Source organism: Lactobacillus kimbladii (genome assembly GCF_014323605.1).
Lineage (GTDB): Bacteria > Bacillota > Bacilli > Lactobacillales > Lactobacillaceae > Lactobacillus > Lactobacillus kimbladii_B.
Map to the genome: position 1 here is coordinate 1 of NZ_SCMB01000014.1, position 3,012 is coordinate 3,012.

General features: G+C 51.7%; 1 rRNA gene. It reads right to left on the reverse strand.

Annotated elements, in window-relative coordinates:
* Nucleotides 1-2,908: ribosomal RNA gene (locus tag ERK18_RS09255) — 23S ribosomal RNA — on the reverse strand.
* Nucleotides 2,909-3,012: the final 104 nt, after the last annotated feature.

Sequence of the window (3,012 nt, forward strand, 5' to 3'; positions counted from 1 at the left end):
TGGTCAAGTCCTCGACTGATTAGTACTGGTCCGCTCCAAGCCTCGCGGCTCTTCCACTCCCAGCCTATCTACCTCTTAGTCTTTGAGGTGTCTTACTACTTACGTATGGGAAATCTCATCTTGAGGGGGGCTTCGCACTTAGATGCTTTCAGCGCTTATCCCGGCCATACTTAGCTACCCAGCGATGCCTTTGGCAAGACAACTGGTACACCAGCGGTATGTCCATCCCGGTCCTCTCGTACTAAGGACAGCTCCTCGCAAATTTCCTACGCCCACGACGGATAGGGACCGAACTGTCTCGCGACGTTCTGAACCCAGCTCGCGTGCCGCTTTAATGGGCGAACAGCCCAACCCTTGGGACCGACTTCAGCCCCAGGATGCGACGAGCCGACATCGAGGTGCCAAACCTCCCCGTCGATGTGAACTCTTGGGGGAGATAAGCCTGTTATCCCCAGGGTAGCTTTTATCCGTTGAGTGATGGCCCTTCCATGCGGTACCACCAGATCACTAAGCCCGACTTTCGTCCCTGCTCGAGTTGTCGCTCTCGCAGTCAAGCTCCCTTATACCTTTGCACTCTGTGAATGATTTCCAACCATTCTGAGGGAACCTTTGGGCGCCTCCGTTACTCTTTAGGAGGCGACCGCCCCAGTCAAACTGCCCGTCTGACACTGTCCCATGCCTCGCTTAGAGGCCCTGGTTAGAGCAGCCATCAAACAAGGGTAGTATCCCAACATTGCCTCTGATAACACTGGCGTGCTATCTTCTCCGGCTCCTACCTATCCTGTACATGTTTAACAGCTGCCCAATATCAAATTGCAGTTAAGCTCCATGGGGTCTTTCCGTCCTGTCGCGGGTAACCCGCATCTTCACGGGTATTATAATTTCACCGAGTCTCTCGTTGAGACAGTGCCCAAATCATTACACCTTTCGTGCAGGTCGGAACTTACCCGACAAGGAATTTCGCTACCTTAGGACCGTTATAGTTACGGCCGCCGTTTACTGGGGCTTCAGTTCGCTGCTTCGCTTGCGCTAACAGCTCTCCTTAACCTTCCAGCACCGGGCAGGTGTCAGCCCCTATACGTCGTCTTACGACTTAGCAGAGACCTGTGTTTTTGATAAACAGTTGTTTGGGCCTATTCACTGCGGCTGGCTCTTACACCAGCACCCCTTCTCCCGAAGTTACGGGGCGATTTTGCCGAGTTCCTTAACGAGAGTTCTCTCGCTCACCTGAGTGTTCTCCACTCGACTACCTGTGTCGGTTTGCGGTACGGGTACGCAGCTTCTCGCTAGAAGCTTTTCTTGGCAGTGTGACGCTTGAACCTTCGCTACTTTGATTTCGCTCCTCATCACGCCTTGTGCTTACCGGTAACAAGCATTTGACTCATTACCACACTTAACGCTTGAACATGGCTTCCAGCGCCATGCGTTCTTTGCCTCCTGCGTCCCTCCTTCGCTATTAACGAAGCTGCGCAGTACAGGAATTTCTACCTGTTGTCCATCGACTACGCCTTTCGGCCTTGCCTTAGGTCCCGACTTACCCTGGGCGGACGAGCCTGCCCCAGGAAACCTTAGTCTTTCGGCGGACAGGATTCTCACCTGTCTTGCGCTACTCATACCGGCATTCTCACTTCTAAACGCTCCACTTATCTTCTCAGTTAAGCTTCGCCGCATTTAGAACGCTCTCCTACCACGTGCATTACTGCACATCCACAGTTTCGGTACTATGCTTAGCCCCGGTAAATTTTCGGCGCAGCGTCACTCGACTAGTGAGCTATTACGCACTCTTTTAATGATGGCTGCTTCTGAGCCAACATCCTAGTTGTCTACGCAACTCCACATCCTTTTCCACTTAGCATAGATTTGGGGACCTTAACTGGTGATCTGGGCTGTTTCCCTTTCGACTACGGATCTTATCACTCGCAGTCTGACTCCAGTGCCTCGATCTCTGGAATTCGCAGTTTATCTGAATTCAGTAACCCCTGACGGGCCCTTCGTCCAAACAGTGCTCTACCTCCATGATCGTCCTGGCACCAGGCTAGCCCTAAAGCTATTTCGGAGAGAACCAGCTATCTCCAAGTTCGTTTGGAATTTCACCGCTACCCACAACTCATCCCCGCAATTTTTAACTTACGTGGGTTCGGTCCTCCAGTGCGCTTTACCGCACCTTCAACCTGGTCATGGGTAGGTCACTTGGTTTCGGGTCTACATCAACTAACTGCTCCGCCCTCTTCAGACTCGCTTTCGCTCCGGCTCCGTCTTTTCTGACTTAACCTCGCTAATTAACGTAACTCGCCGGTTCATTCTACAAAAGGCACGCCATTACCCTTTAATGGGCTTTGACTATTTGTAAGCACACGGTTTCAGGTTCTCTTTCACTCCCCTCCCGGGGTTCTTTTCACCTTTCCCTCACGGTACTGGTTCACTATCGGTCACAATGTAGTATTTAGCCTTGCGAGATGGTCCTCGCTGCTTCAATCGGGATTCCTCGTGTCCCGACCTACTCAGGATCCTGCTCAGCGCGCTCCGGATTTCGCTTACGGGGCTCTCACCCTCTCTGGCTTACCTTCCCAGATAATTCTGCTATCCTTTGCGCTGCCTTGTCGCAGTCCTACAACCCCAAATGATAAATCATCTGGTTTGGGCTCTTTCCTTTTCGCTCGCCGCTACTAGGGAAATCGATTTTTCTTTCTCTTCCTGCAGCTACTTAGATGTTTCAGTTCACTGCGTCTTGCCCCAGCCGGCTATCTATTCACCGCCTGGTAATGCATCTGCATGCATTGGGTTCCCCCATTCGGATGTCTCCGGATCGCTGCGTACTTACCGCTCCCCGAAGCCTTTCGTGGTTCGTCACGTCCTTCTTCGCCTCATTGTGCCTAGGCATTCACCGTGCGCCCTTCTTTACTTGACCTTACTCAAGATACTCTCTCGGTCGCTCTTTGGCAATCTCTTCTCTTTTGATTGTTTCTCGGTTTTTTCTTGGATTATATTCAGTTTTCAATGTACTAACTCATT